The organism is Stenotrophomonas hibiscicola ATCC 19867, from assembly GCF_000382065.1.
GTDB lineage: Bacteria > Pseudomonadota > Gammaproteobacteria > Xanthomonadales > Xanthomonadaceae > Stenotrophomonas > Stenotrophomonas hibiscicola.
The window spans coordinates 221695-235130 of the sequence record NZ_KB907503.1; the positions used below are offsets into that span (position 1 = coordinate 221695).

Annotated in this window: 14 protein-coding genes; 4 read left to right on the plus strand and 10 right to left on the minus strand. The window is 68.1% G+C overall.

Features of this window, described 5'->3' with window-relative positions:
* Positions 1-150 precede the first annotated feature (150 nt).
* Together G370_RS0116930 and aroE are read right to left on the minus strand one after the other, a co-directional pair.
* On the minus strand, positions 151-504 hold the full coding sequence (locus G370_RS0116930) for a hypothetical protein (RefSeq protein ID WP_019661660.1): 354 nt from the start codon (positions 502-504) through the stop codon (positions 151-153).
* Positions 505-507: 3 nt separating this feature from the next.
* Entirely contained in the window at positions 508-1353 is an 846-nt protein-coding gene (aroE, locus tag G370_RS0116935) for a shikimate dehydrogenase (RefSeq protein ID WP_019661661.1), read from the minus strand.
* A 48-nt stretch (positions 1354-1401) separates the two neighbouring features.
* Between aroE and G370_RS0116940 the strand changes: the two genes are divergently transcribed.
* Positions 1402-2274, plus strand: a complete 873-nt coding sequence (locus tag G370_RS0116940; RefSeq protein WP_019661662.1) for a PD40 domain-containing protein — start codon at positions 1402-1404, stop codon at positions 2272-2274.
* A gap of 148 nt (positions 2275-2422) precedes the next feature.
* Here the strand turns inward: G370_RS0116940 and G370_RS0116945 are convergent, their stop codons facing one another.
* The 4 genes from G370_RS0116945 to G370_RS0116960 form a co-directional block, all read right to left on the minus strand.
* Complete coding sequence (locus G370_RS0116945; RefSeq protein WP_019661663.1) at positions 2423-2692, minus strand: hypothetical protein; 270 nt, start codon at positions 2690-2692, stop codon at positions 2423-2425.
* Positions 2693-2722: 30 nt separating this feature from the next.
* The gene (hemB, locus tag G370_RS0116950) at positions 2723-3712 is read right to left on the minus strand and encodes a porphobilinogen synthase (RefSeq protein WP_006400669.1); all 990 of its coding nucleotides are present in this window, start codon (positions 3710-3712) and stop codon (positions 2723-2725) included.
* A 19-nt stretch (positions 3713-3731) separates the two neighbouring features.
* The gene (locus G370_RS0116955; RefSeq protein WP_019661664.1) at positions 3732-4649 is read right to left on the minus strand and encodes a bestrophin family protein; all 918 of its coding nucleotides are present in this window, start codon (positions 4647-4649) and stop codon (positions 3732-3734) included.
* A gap of 122 nt (positions 4650-4771) precedes the next feature.
* Positions 4772-5020: a hypothetical protein gene (locus tag G370_RS0116960; protein WP_006475755.1), complete on the minus strand. Its 249-nt coding sequence runs from the start codon at positions 5018-5020 to the stop codon at positions 4772-4774.
* Between the two features lie 184 nt (positions 5021-5204).
* On the opposite strand from G370_RS0116960, the gene G370_RS0116965 reads away from it, so the two are divergent.
* Positions 5205-5663 carry a hypothetical protein gene (locus G370_RS0116965; protein ID WP_010482223.1) on the plus strand — a complete coding sequence of 153 codons (459 nt, stop codon included), beginning with the start codon at positions 5205-5207 and terminating at the stop codon, positions 5661-5663.
* An 84-nt stretch (positions 5664-5747) separates the two neighbouring features.
* Here G370_RS0116965 and G370_RS0116970 read toward each other — a convergent pair whose 3' ends face one another.
* From G370_RS0116970 to G370_RS0116985, 4 genes are all read right to left on the minus strand, one after another.
* The gene (locus tag G370_RS0116970; protein WP_019661665.1) at positions 5748-7550 is read right to left on the minus strand and encodes a DUF885 domain-containing protein; all 1803 of its coding nucleotides are present in this window, start codon (positions 7548-7550) and stop codon (positions 5748-5750) included.
* A 236-nt stretch (positions 7551-7786) separates the two neighbouring features.
* Positions 7787-8302: a cytochrome c oxidase assembly factor Coa1 family protein gene (locus tag G370_RS0116975; RefSeq protein ID WP_019661666.1), complete on the minus strand. Its 516-nt coding sequence runs from the start codon at positions 8300-8302 to the stop codon at positions 7787-7789.
* A 25-nt stretch (positions 8303-8327) separates the two neighbouring features.
* Positions 8328-10553: a S9 family peptidase gene (locus G370_RS0116980; protein WP_019661667.1), complete on the minus strand. Its 2226-nt coding sequence runs from the start codon at positions 10551-10553 to the stop codon at positions 8328-8330.
* Positions 10554-10741: 188 nt separating this feature from the next.
* Positions 10742-11431, minus strand: a complete 690-nt coding sequence (locus G370_RS0116985; RefSeq protein ID WP_019661668.1) for a glutathione binding-like protein — start codon at positions 11429-11431, stop codon at positions 10742-10744.
* Between the two features lie 110 nt (positions 11432-11541).
* Here G370_RS0116985 and G370_RS0116990 point away from each other — a divergent pair, with 110 nt between their 5' ends.
* Complete coding sequence (locus G370_RS0116990; RefSeq protein WP_019661669.1) at positions 11542-12183, plus strand: TIGR00645 family protein; 642 nt, start codon at positions 11542-11544, stop codon at positions 12181-12183.
* A gap of 201 nt (positions 12184-12384) precedes the next feature.
* Entirely contained in the window at positions 12385-13386 is a 1002-nt protein-coding gene (locus tag G370_RS0116995) for an energy transducer TonB (RefSeq protein ID WP_019661670.1), read from the plus strand.
* The last annotated feature ends 50 nt before the right edge of the window (positions 13387-13436 follow it).

Sequence of the window (13436 nt, forward strand, 5' to 3'; positions counted from 1 at the left end):
CTGGATCAGGCCGGTCATTGTCGCATGGCCGGCCACGTTCACCGCCGCTGGCACCCTGAACGGGCCAGCGACGACGCCTGGCGGCGGTCACGGTCCGGTGGCCGGACCGCTCAGGGGCCAGATACGCCCGGCATGGCCCGGCGCGACCGGTCAGGCCGCCGGGATCGTACGGCTACGCAGCAGGCGCACCAGTGCCCACACCAGCAGCACCACGCCGATGGCCTCGACCATCGCCAGCGCGAAGTGCAGCACGCCGAGGATGGTGCCGATGCCCGACACGGCGCCGAAGTTACCGCTGCTGACCAGCCACATCGGCAGGATGCCCGCTGCCAGGCCGCCAAGACTGGACAGCAGCAACAGCAGCAGGCCGGCCAGGGCGCCGGTGCGGGTGGCATCGCGCGGCGCGCCGACCACCCAGACCAGGCCGATGCACAGCGCGATCAGCACCGGCAGGCGCACGCCCACCATGCTCAGCACGGTCACCAGCAGGGTTGTGCCGTCCATCGATCAGTCCTCGCCGGCCAGCACGGCCGAGCCCTGCCGCAGCGACTGGTAGACCTCATCGGTCTGCGGGCGCACGCCATGCCACTGCAGGAAGCTCTCGGCGGCCTGTTCGACCAGCATGCCCAGCCCATCCACGGTATTGCGGCAGTTCGACGCGCGTGCCCAGGCCAGGAAGGCGATGGCAGCCTCGCCGTAGTTGAGGTCGACGGCGGTGGTCATCGAGTTGACCAGCGACAGCGGCAGCTTGAACTCGACGTCGCGGTCGCGGCCGGCCGAGGTGGCATTGACGATCAGCTCGAAGTCACCCAGGTCACGCAGGTCTTCCCAGTAGCGGCTGATCGCGCGGCCCGGTTCGCCCATCGCGTCGATCAGTTCATCGGCGCGTTCCGGTGTGCGGTTGACCACCACCAGCTCGGTGATGCCGGCATCGAGCAGCGCCGGCGCGACGCTGCGCGCGGAACCGCCGGCGCCGATCAGCAGCACGCGGCGGCCACGCAGGTCCAGGCCATGGCGGTCGGTCAGGTCACGCACCAGGCCGATGCCATCGGTGGTATCGCCGTGCCAGCGGTCGCCCTTGCGCAGCAGCGTGTTGACCGAGCCGGCGCGGCGCGCGCGCGCGGTCAGGGTGGTGCACACCGAGAACGCGGCTTCCTTGTGCGGCGAGGTGACGTTGGCACCGACACCGCCTTCGGCGGCGAAGGCTTCCAGGCCGGCCAGGAACGCATCAGGGGCCAGGTCGATTGCACGGTAGTCGATGCTGATGCCTTCCTGGCGACCGAACGTCGCGTGGATCTGCGGCGACTTCGAGTGGGCAACGGGGTGTCCGAAGACGGCGTAACGGTCGGTCATGGAATCCTCAAGCTGGCTAGACTGATGCTCTTTCGTGCACGGACCCGGATGATGCGCATCACCCCGCCCCTGCTGGTGCTTGCCGCCAGTCTACTCTCTGCCCCCGTGGCGATGGCGTTGAACGAGTACGGCATCGAAGGCATGGGCGTGGTCTCCACCCGTGCCGACGAGGGCCGCGCCACGATCAGCGCCGATGGCCAGCGCATCGTGTTCGCACGCCGCGGCGAGGCGGGCTGGGGCCTGTGGCAGGCGCGCGTGGTCGAGGGCCGCTGGCAGCAGGCGCAGGCGCTGCCGGTGGGCGTGGCCGGCGAGGCCCGCGATCCCTACTTCAGCCGTGATGGCCGCTGGCTGCTGTTCGCGGCCGGCCGCGAGGGCGCGCTGGCGCTGTACCGGGCCACGGTGGAAGCCGACGGCCAGCTCGGGAAGGCGCAGCCCTTGGCGGGCGATGGTGGGCGCCGGGAAGAGCGCGGGCCGGCCCTGAGTGCGGACGGCAAGCGGCTGTTGTTTGCCCGCGAGCAGGGTCGCGGCGCGGGCTGGGACCTGTTCGTGGCGTCACTGGACGCGCAGGGCGTGCGTGGCCCAGCCACCGCGTTGGCCGCGTTGAACAGCGCCGACGACGAGACCGACGGCGACTGGCTGGGCAACGACGGCGCGGTGGTGTTCAGCCGCGGCAGCGGCACGACCGCACAGGTGTGGAGCAGCGGCTGCGCGTGGAGTGGCGCGGCCCTGCAGCCGTTGGGACTGTCGTTCAACCAGACCGGCGGCTGGACCGGCGCGCCGGTGATCGACAACGCCAAGCCGGGCGAGATGCTGGTGGCCAGCAGCGCGGCGAAGGCGCCGCGCGCCGGTGGCGTGGACGTGTACCGCTTGGCGGTGCCGAAGAGGGCGGCGGTGGCCGGGTGCGTGCCAGGCGCGCGGTAACGGCAGACGCCAACCAAGGTTGGCGACTACCAGGGCGATGGGGGTGCCAGGTGCGTGCGATAGATCCACGCGATGCGTAGATGATCGCGGGGTAGGTGCCGACCTTGGTCGGCACGCCAAGGTGCCAACCAAGGTTGGCACCCACCCGTCAGCGAGACAACACCTTGGCGCGCTGCTGCTCGTACTCCAGCTCACTCAGCTGGCCGTTGTCCTTGCGCTGGTTCAACGCGGCCAGCTCGGCCTGCACGCTGTCCGGCAGCGCCTGCTCACGGGCCACGTGGCGGGCAGCGGAGAGCTGTTCCGGCGGGCGCTTGCCGGCCCGCCAGGCGGCGATGAAGACACCGACGATGATGGCGCCGAACACCAGTGTTCCGGTGCCCCAGATCAGCCATTGCATCCATCCCAGTTCGGGTGCCATCGCAGTCCTCCGTCTATCGTGTCGCTATTGTCAGCGCTCGCGCAGCCATCGCGCCACCTGCGGCGCGAAATAGGTCAGCACGCCGTCGGCGCCGGCCCGCTTGAAGCCCAGCAGCGACTCCAGCACGCAGGCGCGTTCGTCCAGCCAGCCGTTGGCGAAGGCGGCCTTCATCATCGCGTACTCGCCACTCACCTGATAGGCGAAGGTCGGCACACCGAATGTCTCCTTCACCCGGCGCACCAGGTCCAGGTACGGCATGCCCGGCTTGACCATCACCATGTCGGCGCCCTCTTCCAGGTCCAGCGCGATCTCGCGCAGGGCCTCGTCGCCGTTGGCCGGGTCCATCTGGTAGGTCTTCTTGTCGGCCTTGCCGAGGCTGGCCGCGCTACCCACCGCATCACGGAACGGGCCGTAGAACGCCGAGGCGTACTTGGCCGAGTAGGCCATGATGCGCACGTTGATGTGGTTGTCGGCATCCAGCGCACGGCGGATCGCGCCGATGCGGCCGTCCATCATGTCCGACGGCGAGACGATGTCGACCCCGGCTTCGGCGTGCGACACCGACTGCTTGACCAGCGCTTCCACGGTGATGTCGTTCAGCACGTAGCCCTTGTCATCGATGATGCCGTCCTGGCCGTGGGTGGTGTACGGGTCCAGCGCCACGTCGGTCATCACGCCCAGCTCCGGGAAGCGCGACTTCAGCGCGCGGATCGCACGCTGCGCCAGGCCGTCCTCGGCCCAGGCGGCCGATGCGTCCAGCGACTTCAGCGACGGGTCGATCACCGGGAACAGGTCGATCACCGGAATGCCCAGCTCCAGCGCCTCTTCGGCAACCTTCAGCAGTTCTTCGATGGACAGCCGCTCCACGCCCGGCATCGACGGCACTGCGGTGCGGCCGGCCAGTTCGTGCACGAACACCGGGTAGATCAGGTCGTCGGTGGTCAGCGTGTTCTCGCGCATCAGGCGGCGCGAGAACTCGTCGTGGCGCATGCGGCGCGGGCGGTACAGCGGGTGGGACATGGCAGGCTCCGAGGAGTGGCTATTGCAACAGGTAGCCCTGCGGCAGCAGGGGTTCGGGCAACGGGCGTTCGCCGAGCGCATCGAGCTGGTCGATCTCGATCGTGCGCACCAGCGCGTCCAGCGGCAGATCGTTCGGCTCAAGGCCGAAGGGGTCTTCCATTTCTTCGCCCAGCTGGTCCAGGCCGAAGAAGGCATAAGCCAGCACCGCCGACAGCACCGGCGTGCCCCAGCCCAGCGAACTGGCCAGGCCGAACGGCAGCAGCACGCAGAACATCCACGCGCAGCGGTGCAGCAGCAGGGTGTAGGCGAACGGCAGCGGCGTGGTGAGGATGCGCTCGCAGCCGGCCTGGATCGACGACATCGCGTGCAGGCGCTCTTCCAGCTGGGTGTAGAGGATCGGATCGAGCTCACCGCTGCGCAGCGCCTGGGCCAGTTCGGCGGCGATCATCGCCAGCAGCGCGTCGGGCACGTTCTCGCGCTGGCCCAGCTGTTCGCGCTGGCGCTTGTCCAGCCACGGCAGGGCCATCAGCGCCACGATGCGCCCACGCAGGCGCCCGGCCAGGGCGTGGGCGAACGCGGTGGTGACGTAGGCGATGCGGCGACGGCGGCCGGTGTCATCGGCCAGCAGCAGGTTCACCTGGCGGGCCAGCGAACGCGATTCGTAGACCAGCTGGCCCCACAGCTTGCGGCCTTCCCACCAGCGCTCGTAGCAGGCGCTGTTGCGGAAGCTGAGGAAGATCGACAGCACCAAGCCGAGCAGCGTGAACGGCGTGACCGACACGCGTTCGATGCCGGTCGGCGGCGCCAGTTCCACCACCGCAGCCACGGCGATGGACAGGATCAGGATGGCCAGCACCTTGGGCGCGATCGCTTTGACGATCGAACCGCGCAGGATGTACAGCAGTTGCCAGCCGTGGGGACGGGGTCGGATGATCATGGGGCAGCCGCGCCGGGCGCGGATTCACAGGCACGCGGGGGGCTCGCGCAGCCATTCATTGTACGCCCCCGCCCGGCCATCGGCCGTGCGCCTGCGACGCCCTGTCGCACCCGGGCGCGGGCTCAGATGACGCCACCACCCAGGCCGAGGCGGAGGATGCCCACCACCACCACGATGCCGTTCAGGACCAGGCCGGCCCAGGCCCGGCCACGCTTGCTCGGGTGGGTGAACAGGATGCCCAGCGCGGCGATGACCGCGCCCACCGCAGCGAACGGGATAAGGAACCAGTTGCCCCAGCCGAGCAGTGGAATCAGCGCCAGGATCATCCACAACAGCGCCAGTACGCCCCACAACAGACTGATCACGCCCATGCCACTCTCCCGCAGTTGGTTCCTGCCCCAACCATAGACGTTCCCGCTGCCGTCGCCTACTGCCGTTGGCGGGGCTGTCACCCCCGGCGTGCTAGCGTGCTGCCGTGCGTGCCCTGGCCCGGGTGTTGGCGCCGATTCAGAGTGGCCCGCCGATGATCGCAACCAGTCCTACAGGGGTCGTGCCATGAACATCCGTTGGGCCGCGTTGGCGGCCATCCTGCTGGTCGCCGCCGGCTGTGCCAGCACCTCCAAGGTGATGCTGGGCCGCGCCCGCGCACCCATCGATCCGGCACTGGTGCAGATCTATTCGACGCCTCCGGCCGGTTCCCAGGAAATCGCCCAGCTGGAATCGGCGTCCGCCGTCGGCTTCGGCACACAGGGCCAGACCGATGCCGCCGTGGCACGCCTGAAGCGTGAGGCCGCCGCGCTGGGCGCCAATGGCGTGGTGCTGATGGGCGTGGGCAGCAGTGGCTCGCCGGTGGGCATGTCGGTGGGCGCCGGCACGTTCGGCTCGCATGTGGGTGGCGGCGTCGGCATCGGTATTCCGACCACGCAGAAGCGCGCCGCCGGCGTCGCGATCTGGGTGCCGAATCCGGCACCGCCGGCGCGATTGCCGACACAGGTGATTACCCCGCAGCGGTGAGGCGGCAGCGTCACCGCGGGTAGCGCCGGGCCATGCCCGGCGTCTCTCCCGCTGCGCTCGCCGGGCATGGCCCGGCGCTACCGATTATTTCTGCCGGTACTTCGGCACGAACACCTTGTTCACCGCATCAGCCAGCTGGTCCGGCGGCAGCAGGCCCTGGTCGAGCAGGAAGTTGTTGAACGCAAGGCGGTCGAACTTCGCACCCAGTGCCAGCTCGGTCTGCATGCGCAGTTCCAGGATGCGGGTGTAGCCGTAGAAGTAGCTGCCGGCCTGGCCCGGCATGCGCACCATGTAGCGGTCCAGTTCCTGGGTGGCCATTGCCTTGGACAGGCCGACCTGCTCCATCAGCACGCGCTCGCCGTTGGCGCGGTCGGTCAAGCCCAGGTTGAGCATCGGGTCCAGCATCGCGCGCGCGGCGCGCAGCAGGCGGAACTGCAGGGCGATCATCTGACCGTCCAGCGGTTCGTAGGGCACCATCTCGGCCTCGGCATACAGTGCCCAGCCTTCCACGTTCACCGAATTGAACGCGAACATGGTGCGTGCCAGCGACACGCCACGCTCGACCATCGCGGTGAACTGGAGCTCGTGGCCGGGGCGGCCTTCATGCGCGCTCAGCGTCCATGCTGCCGCACCGAAGTTGAAGTCGTCGTACTGCGCGCCCGGGCCCGCTGCCGGGTTGCCCAGCGGCAGCACGAAGGTGCCCTGCTGCCCGGTGTTGTTGACCAGCGGCGCCGGCAGGAAATGCGGCGCGGGACTGGCCGCGCTCTCGGCGGCCGAACCCAGGCGCATCTGCATGGCGCGCTGGGGCACGTCGACGATGGCATGCTCGCGGATCAGCGGATCGATCGCGTCGATCACCTTGCGGTAGTGGCCTTCCAGATGGTCGTCGGCGATCTTGTCGGCCTTCAGCGCGCGGATCACCGCCACCGGGTCGCTCGGGTCGGCCACCTTCAGGCCCTTGTCCTTCACCACCAGCGGCGCCAGCTGCTGCATCGCCGAGCGGGTTTCCATGAACTCCAGCTGCGCGCGCTGCATCAGCAGCTTCGGGTCGATGTCGATGCCGACCTGCTTGAGCTGGTAGGCGTACAGCGGCGCCGGCAGGCGCGCATCGGTGCGTGCCTTCGGCAGCACGTCCTTGCGGGTCCAGGCGGCGTAGTCCTTCATCTGCCCGGCCAGGGCCTTCATTGCTTCATCGGTACCGGCGATCTGGTACTTCTTCAGCAGCGACTCGATACCGGTGATGTAGGTCTCGACGTTGTCCAGCGACTGCTGCACTTCGATCTTGGTCGGCTGCAGCAGGCTGGTGTCCTTCAGGCGCTCTTCATAGCGCTGGCGGGCCAGCGTGGTGAAGGCGGTGCCGCCCGGCTGCAGGCCGGCATAGGCCTTGAGGCGGTCGATCGCCTTGGCCCGGCGCTCGGCCGGCACCTGGTCGGACAGCAGCAGGTTGAGGCCGCTGAACACGGTCTGCGGCGCATCACTCCACGGCAGCAGGTATTTCTCGTTGAGCTCGCTGCCTTCGATGTTCTGGCTGGCGGCGTGGATCATGATCTCCAGGTCCTGGCGGACGTTGGGATCCTTCTCGGTGGCCAGCTTTGCCTTGAGTTCATCGCGGGCTTTGGCCATCGCGGCGCGATAGCGCTTGCCGTTGTCCGGGCCAAGGTCTGCGACCTTGTCGTCGTAGCCGGGAACGCCGAAGAAGCCGGTTTCCTCCGGCTGGAACGGGCCTTGTGCATCAAGCAGGATCTGCGCCAGTGCATTGCTGCGGGCAACCCAGGCCGGGCTGGCCGGGGTAGCGGCCTTGGCGGCGGGTGCGGCCAGCGCCGGTGGCGCAGACAGCAGCGGTGCGGCAGTCAGGGCCAGGGCAACGGCGAACGCAATCGGCTTCATGGTGCACTCCAGGACGGGGTTGCCCGCACCCTACGCGCTCACGGCGATGGCGACAATCGGCGGGAAGTCATGGCGGCTGGTTGTGCAGCCGGGGCTCCGCGGAAGCCTGCCGGCGTAGAGTCGACTGTCAGTCGACTATCGCGCGCAGCGCGGGGGTTTCGCTATCTGACCGAAGAGCAGTCGACTGACAGTCGACTCTACCCGGTCGACGTCCCGCAGTCGCCTGCCCGGGGAGGTCACAACGCGGCGGTCAGCGGGCATTCGCCGCGATCACGGCAGGCCTGCAGCTCGCACTCCTGCGCAGCCTCATCATCATCCAGCGCCGTCAGGTCGAAGGTCTGCTTGTCTTCGGCCAGCACGTACATCACCGGGTAGTCCCAGACATCGTCACGACGGATGCCCTGCACGAACAACCGCCCGCGTGCCTGCGGCCCTTCCAGCGCAACGGTCAGGCCAACGTCGCGCTGGCCGTTGATGGCGGTCTGCATGCTGCCCAGCGGCATCGATTCGATATGCAGCGGCTCGCCGAAGGCTTCCACCAGTTCGATGCTACAGCCCGCGCGGCGCAACGCTTCGCGCATCGGTGGACTTTCGCGTGCCGCCTCGCTCCAGCGCAACAGGCTCCAGGTCACCACGCCACCGGCGCCACCCAGCACCAACACCACCGTCAGCGGCATCGCCCAGCGCCAGTGGCGGCGCCACCATCCGGTGGACGTCTGGCGATGGGCGGGAATCGGCGGTGGCAGGGTCATCGGCGGGCTCCTTCCCGGTTGCGGATCAGGGTTTCAGGCAGCGTCCCAGGAAGGCTTCGGCCACGCGGTAGCGATGCAGGGCATCGGCGCCCGACAGGCCATGCTTGGCACCCGGGTAGGTCATCAGCTCGAACGGCTGTGCACGCTTCTGCAGCGCGCTCATCAGGCTGGTCGAGTTGGTGAACAGCACGTTGTCGTCGGCCATGCCGTGGATCAGCAGCAGCGGCGAGCGCAGGCCATCGATATGGGTCAGCACGCGCGCTTCGCGATAACCGGCTTCATTGCGTGCCGGCAGATCCATGTAGCGTTCGGTGTAGTGGCTGTCGTACAGGCCCCAGTCGGTCACCGGCGCACCGGCCACGCCGCAGGCGTACTGGTTCGAGGCCTTGGCCAGCAGCATCAGGGTCATGTAACCGCCGTTGGACCAGCCCTGCACGCCAATGCGCGCCGGGTCCACCCACGGCTGCTGCTTGAGCCAGGCCACGCCGCGCAGCTGGTCGGTCACTTCCACCGTGCCCTGCTTCCCGTACAGCGCACCACCGAAGTCGCGGCCGCGACGCGGGGTGCCGCGGTTGTCCAGCGAGAACACCACGTAGCCCTGCTGGGCCAGGTACTGGTTGAACAGGTGATCACCGCGGCCGGGCCAACTGTCGGTGACGGTCTGGCTGGCCGGGCCGCCATAGACATACACCGCCACCGGGTAGCGCTTGGACGGATCAAACCCGGCCGGCTTGATCAGGCTGTAGTTCAGTGGGGTCTTGCCATCGGCGGCGGTCAGCGTGCCGAACTCGACCGGGCGCTGCGCGTCGCGGTAGCGCGCATACGGGTGCTTGGGATCGGCCAGGTCGTTCTCCACCAGCGTAGCGATCTTCTCGCCATTGGCGCGGAACAGCTCGATCTGCGGCGGCGTGGTGCTGTTGGACCAGCTGTCGACATAGACGCTGGCATTGCGGGCGAACGTGGCGCTGTGCATGCCCGGTGCCTTGGACAGGCGCTGGGGCTCGCCGCCCTGCAGCGATACCGCGTAGATCTGGCTTTCGCGCGAGGTTTCGATGCCGGCGCGGAAGTAGGCCTTGCCAGCCTTCTCATCAACCGCCAGCAGTTCGTCCACCGGCCAGTTGCCGTGGGTCAGCGCGGTGGTCTTGCCCTTGCTGTCGATGCGGTACAGGTGCTGGAAGCCGGTACGCTCGGACGACCACAGCACGCTGCCGTCTTCCAGGAAGCGCAGGCTGTTATGCAGCGGCACCCAGGTCGGGCTGGTCTCGTGGGCGAGCACGCGCTGGCGGTTGGAGTCGAGCGCCACTTCCACCAGGTCCAGCTGCTTCTGGTCACGCGACTGGCGCTGGAAACTCAGGTGCTGCGGATCGCGCCAATCGACGCGGGCCAGGTAGATATCCTGTTCCCTGCCGAGGTCGACCCAGCGCGGCTGCGCATCGGCGGCCGGTGCGATCACGCCCAGCTGCACGCGCACGTTGGCGTCGCCGGCGGCCGGGTAACGCTGCTCGATCACGTCGGTGCGGTCGGCATAGACCTCGTAGCGCTTCTGTACCGGCACCGGCGATTCATCGATGCGGGCAAAGGCAATGGCCGAATCATCCGGCGCCCACCAGTAGCCGGTGTGGCGATCCATCTCCTCATCGGCGACGAACTCGGCCACGCCGTTGCCGATGGTGGTGCTGCCGTCGTGGGTCAGCTGCAGCTGCTTGCCATTGGCCAGGTCGATCACCCACAGGTTGCGGCCGCGGATGAAGCTGACGAAACCGCCCTTGGGCGACAGCTTGGCGTCGGTGGCGAAACCTTCACCGTGGGTCAGCTGGCGCACGGCCGCCTGGCCCTGCTGCTTGAGGTCGTACAGGTAGAGTTCGCCGCCCAGCGGGAACAGCAGGCGCTGCGCGTCCGGCGACCACTGGTAATCAACGATGCCGGTCATCGCGGCGATGCGCTGGCGCTCGCGGCGTGCCTTTTCCTCGTCGCTGAGGGTCTCGGTGCCGGGCAGCACCACCTTGGAATCAACCAGCAGCCGGGTCTGGCCGCTACCGATGTCGTAGGTCCACAGGTCCAGCTGGTTTCGGTCGCTGTCCTTGCCGCGCAGGAAGCTGACCTGCGATCCGTCCGGTGCCACCTTGGGCTTCATCAAGGTCGGGCCGGACAGCGGCAGCGGACCGGTGATGGCTTCCAGGGTCAGCTTTTCAGCGTGGGCAGCGGTTGTGGTGGCAAGCATGAGGGCGAGCGAAGCGAACAGGTGGCGCATGGAGGATCCCGGCAAACGGCAGGTCCGCCTCCACGCGGGGCGCGGGACGGTCGTCCCCCCATCCTAACCAAGCCCGTGCGGGAAGGCAGCATGACCTTCTGCCCATAAGGCGTGCGGACGAGTGCCGACCAAGGGTCGGCACCCACCACCCGTAGATCCACGTCACGCGTGAATGACGCCGTCCTGGTTCAACGCTGGCCGAACAGGTGCTTGCGCTCTTCGTCGCTGAGCGGCTTGCCGGCGTTGGGGTTCACCTGCTGGCGCAGGGCATAGGCGCGCTGGGTGGCCGGGCGTGCGGCAATCGCTTCATGCCAGCGCTTGAGGTTCGGGAACGCGGCGAAGTCCACCGGCAGCGTGTCGTAGGCGCCGACCCACGGGTAGCTGGCCATGTCGGCGATGGTGTACTCATCGCCGGCCAGGAAGGCGTGCTGGGCCAGGCGCTTGTCCATCACCCCGTGCAGGCGGCGCACCTCGTTGTCGTAGCGCTCGATGGCATAGGGAATCTTCTCCGGCGCGTACACGTTGAAGTGGCCCATCTGGCCACTCATCGGGCCCAGGCCCGCCATCTGCCAGAACAGCCATTCCAGGGTGGTCACGCGGCCACGCGCGTCGCTGGGCAGGAAGCGGCCGGTCTTCTCGGCCAGGTACAGCAGGATCGCGCCGGACTCGAACACACTCTGGGGAGCACCGCCATCGGCCGGGGCATGGTCGACGATGGCCGGCATCTTGTTGTTCGGCGAGATGGCCAGGAATTCCGGCTTGAACTGGTCGCCCGAACCGATGTTGACCGGGTGGATGCGGTACTCCAGGCCGGCTTCCTCCAACAGCAGGGTCACTTTGTGGCCGTTCGGGGTGGGCCAGTAATACAGGTCGATCATGGCGGCGGCTCGGGGTGCGGAAAGGAACCTGAAGTCTAGTGCGTGAGTTGGGTTGGCACCGTCATGGCGGGCCGGTAACCTCGCGGCTCCCCCGAAACGCACTGTCCTGCATGAGCCACAGTCCTCGTCCCTTGTCCCCGTTGTCCTCGCTGATCTTCGCCTCGCGCTGGCTGCAGCTGCCGCTGTACCTGGGCCTGATCCTTGCCCAGTGCGTCTACGTGTTCCTGTTCGGCAAGGAACTGTGGCACCTGCTGTCCCACTCGGTGTCGATGGGCGAACAGCAGATCATGCTGATCGTGCTGGGCCTGATCGACGTGGTGATGATCTCCAACCTGCTGGTGATGGTGATCGTCGGCGGCTATGAAACCTTCGTCTCGCGCCTGCGCCTGGAAGGCCATCCGGACCAGCCGGAATGGCTGAGCCACGTCAACGCCAGCGTGCTGAAGGTGAAGCTGGCGATGGCGATCATCGGCATCTCCTCGATCCACCTGCTGAAGACCTTCATCGCCACCAGCGCGTTGAAGGGACTGCCGCTGTGCAAACCGGAACAATGGGCAGCGGCAGTGTCTTCGGCGTCGACCAGTTTCTACAACGCTGGCGTCGATACCTGCACGACCATGACCCAGGAAGGTGTGCTGTGGCAGACCATCATCCACTGCGTGTTCATCCTGTCGGCGATCGGCATCGCCTGGACCGACAAGCTGATGTCCAACGGCCACAGCAAGTCGCACGACAAGGCACACGACCACTGAGGTCGCCGCCGGCCACGACATGATCACTGCGGCCCCACCCGGCCACCACCCCTTGTGCGGGGCGGTGGCCGGGATGCTAGATTGCATCCTCGCCGTTGCCGGCGGTGGCGTCGGGAAACGCCACCCTGCCGCGCCTGGACCACGGGTCCCGGCCATGCATATCAATGATTTACGTCACGTCGTCTTCTAGAGGGGAGCAGGATGTCGCACGTCTCAACGATCACCGCCGCGCGCCGGTGGCTGCCGGTTGCTTTGGCACTGGCGCTGGCCGCCTGCTCGGGCAAGGAAGAATCCGCAGCACCGGCTCCGGCCGCCGCCCCCACCGCCGCTGCACCGGCCGCACCGGTGGTCGCCGCCAAGGTGCAGTCGATGGGCACCGAGCAGCTGCGTGAGTCGGCCAGCCAGGCCCTGCGCGAGAACCGCATGTACGCGCCGGCCGGCGACAATGCCATCGAGTACTACCTCGCCCTGCGCGACAAGACCCCGGACGACGCCTCGGTGAAGAGCGCGCTGACCGACCTGCTGCCCTACACCCTGATCGCCGCCGAGCAGCACCTGGGCCGCGAGGACTACACCGAAGCACAGCGCCTGGTGGCACTGATCGAGAAGGTGGATGCCTCCGCGCCCGCCTTGCCGCGCCTGAAGGACGGTCTGTCCAAGGGCGTGGAAAACGCGGCCAAGCGCACCGAGACCGAAGCGGAGAAGGCAAAGAAGGACGCCGAGGAGCGCAGCAAGCAGCAGATCGAACAGCAGCGCCTGGCCGAACAACGCGCCAAGGAAGCCGACGCGGCCAAGCAGATCGCTGCCCAGCAGGACGCCGCACGCCGCGACAACGAACGCCAGGAAGCCGAGCGCCAGGCCGCCGCACGCCGCGAAGCCGAACAGAAGCAGCAGCAGGCCGCGGCCCAGCAGGCCAGCGCGGCGCGCCAGGCCGCGGCTGCCGCCGCGCCCACCCTGCGCCCGATCAGTACGCCGGCGCCGCGCTATCCGGCCGAGGCACTGCGTTCGGGAACGTCGGGCGAAGTGCTGGTGGAGATCACGGTCGGTACCGACGGCTCGGTGGTCAACGCCCGCGTGCTGCGCGCAACCTCCGGCCGCACCTTCGACCGCGAAGCCCTGAACGCAGTCAAGCGCTGGCGCTTCGAGCCGGTCAGCGCGCCGGTCACCACCCGCCGCACCCTGGTGTTCGCGCCAGGCGGCTGACCGCAGAAAAGGGGACGGAGGGGATTAAGTCGTTTCCGCCCCAAAATGAC

Bases quoted from the DNA above. Each gene is read 5' to 3' on its own strand.
- G370_RS0116930 (WP_019661660.1), bottom strand. From the start codon at position 504: ATGGACGGCACAACCCTGCTGGTGACCGTGCTGAGCATGGTGGGCGTG.
- aroE (WP_019661661.1), bottom strand. From the start codon at position 1,353: ATGACCGACCGTTACGCCGTCTTCGGACACCCCGTTGCCCACTCGAAG.
- G370_RS0116940 (WP_019661662.1), top strand. From the start codon at position 1,402: ATGATGCGCATCACCCCGCCCCTGCTGGTGCTTGCCGCCAGTCTACTC.
- G370_RS0116945 (WP_019661663.1), bottom strand. From the start codon at position 2,692: ATGGCACCCGAACTGGGATGGATGCAATGGCTGATCTGGGGCACCGGA.
- hemB (WP_006400669.1), bottom strand. From the start codon at position 3,712: ATGTCCCACCCGCTGTACCGCCCGCGCCGCATGCGCCACGACGAGTTC.
- G370_RS0116955 (WP_019661664.1), bottom strand. From the start codon at position 4,649: ATGATCATCCGACCCCGTCCCCACGGCTGGCAACTGCTGTACATCCTG.
- G370_RS0116960 (WP_006475755.1), bottom strand. From the start codon at position 5,020: ATGGGCGTGATCAGTCTGTTGTGGGGCGTACTGGCGCTGTTGTGGATG.
- G370_RS0116965 (WP_010482223.1), top strand. From the start codon at position 5,205: ATGAACATCCGTTGGGCCGCGTTGGCGGCCATCCTGCTGGTCGCCGCC.
- G370_RS0116970 (WP_019661665.1), bottom strand. From the start codon at position 7,550: ATGAAGCCGATTGCGTTCGCCGTTGCCCTGGCCCTGACTGCCGCACCG.
- G370_RS0116975 (WP_019661666.1), bottom strand. From the start codon at position 8,302: ATGACCCTGCCACCGCCGATTCCCGCCCATCGCCAGACGTCCACCGGA.
- G370_RS0116980 (WP_019661667.1), bottom strand. From the start codon at position 10,553: ATGCGCCACCTGTTCGCTTCGCTCGCCCTCATGCTTGCCACCACAACC.
- G370_RS0116985 (WP_019661668.1), bottom strand. From the start codon at position 11,431: ATGATCGACCTGTATTACTGGCCCACCCCGAACGGCCACAAAGTGACC.
- G370_RS0116990 (WP_019661669.1), top strand. From the start codon at position 11,542: ATGAGCCACAGTCCTCGTCCCTTGTCCCCGTTGTCCTCGCTGATCTTC.
- G370_RS0116995 (WP_019661670.1), top strand. From the start codon at position 12,385: ATGTCGCACGTCTCAACGATCACCGCCGCGCGCCGGTGGCTGCCGGTT.